Annotated in this window: 1 pseudogene; it reads left to right on the forward strand. The window is 65.5% G+C overall.

The features are described 5' to 3' along the window. Positions 1 to 444: pseudogene (locus tag SB689_RS22560) on the forward strand (cytochrome C); the annotation flags it as partial.

The following is a 444-nucleotide window of genomic DNA, read 5'->3' on the forward strand; positions in this document are numbered from 1 at the left end:
CTTGAAGAAGGTCCTCGCCATCCTGCTGCCGGCCTGCGTTGTCGCAGCGGCCGGCATCGCCTGGTTCTCGACCCGCTCGCCGGCGTCGCCGTTCGACGGTGCTGCCGATACGGGTGTACCGTCGGCCGAACTGATCAGGCATGGCGAATACGTCGCGCGGCTCGGCGACTGTGTCGCGTGCCACAGTACCCCGCGCAGCGCACCGTTCGCGGGCGGTCTCGAGATGGCCACGCCGATGGGATCGATTTTCGCGACGAACATTACACCCGACGGCGCAACCGGCATCGGTAGCTATACGCTCGCGGATTTCGACCGCGCACTGCGACACGGCGTTGCTCGCGACGGCCATCGGCTCTATCCGGCCATGCCTTACCCGTCCTACTCGAAGCTGGCTGACGATGATGTGCGCGCGCTGTATGCGTACTTCATGCACGGTGTGCAACC

This window comes from Chryseobacterium sp. SIMBA_038 (genome assembly GCF_046535115.1).
Lineage (GTDB): Bacteria > Bacteroidota > Bacteroidia > Flavobacteriales > Weeksellaceae > Chryseobacterium.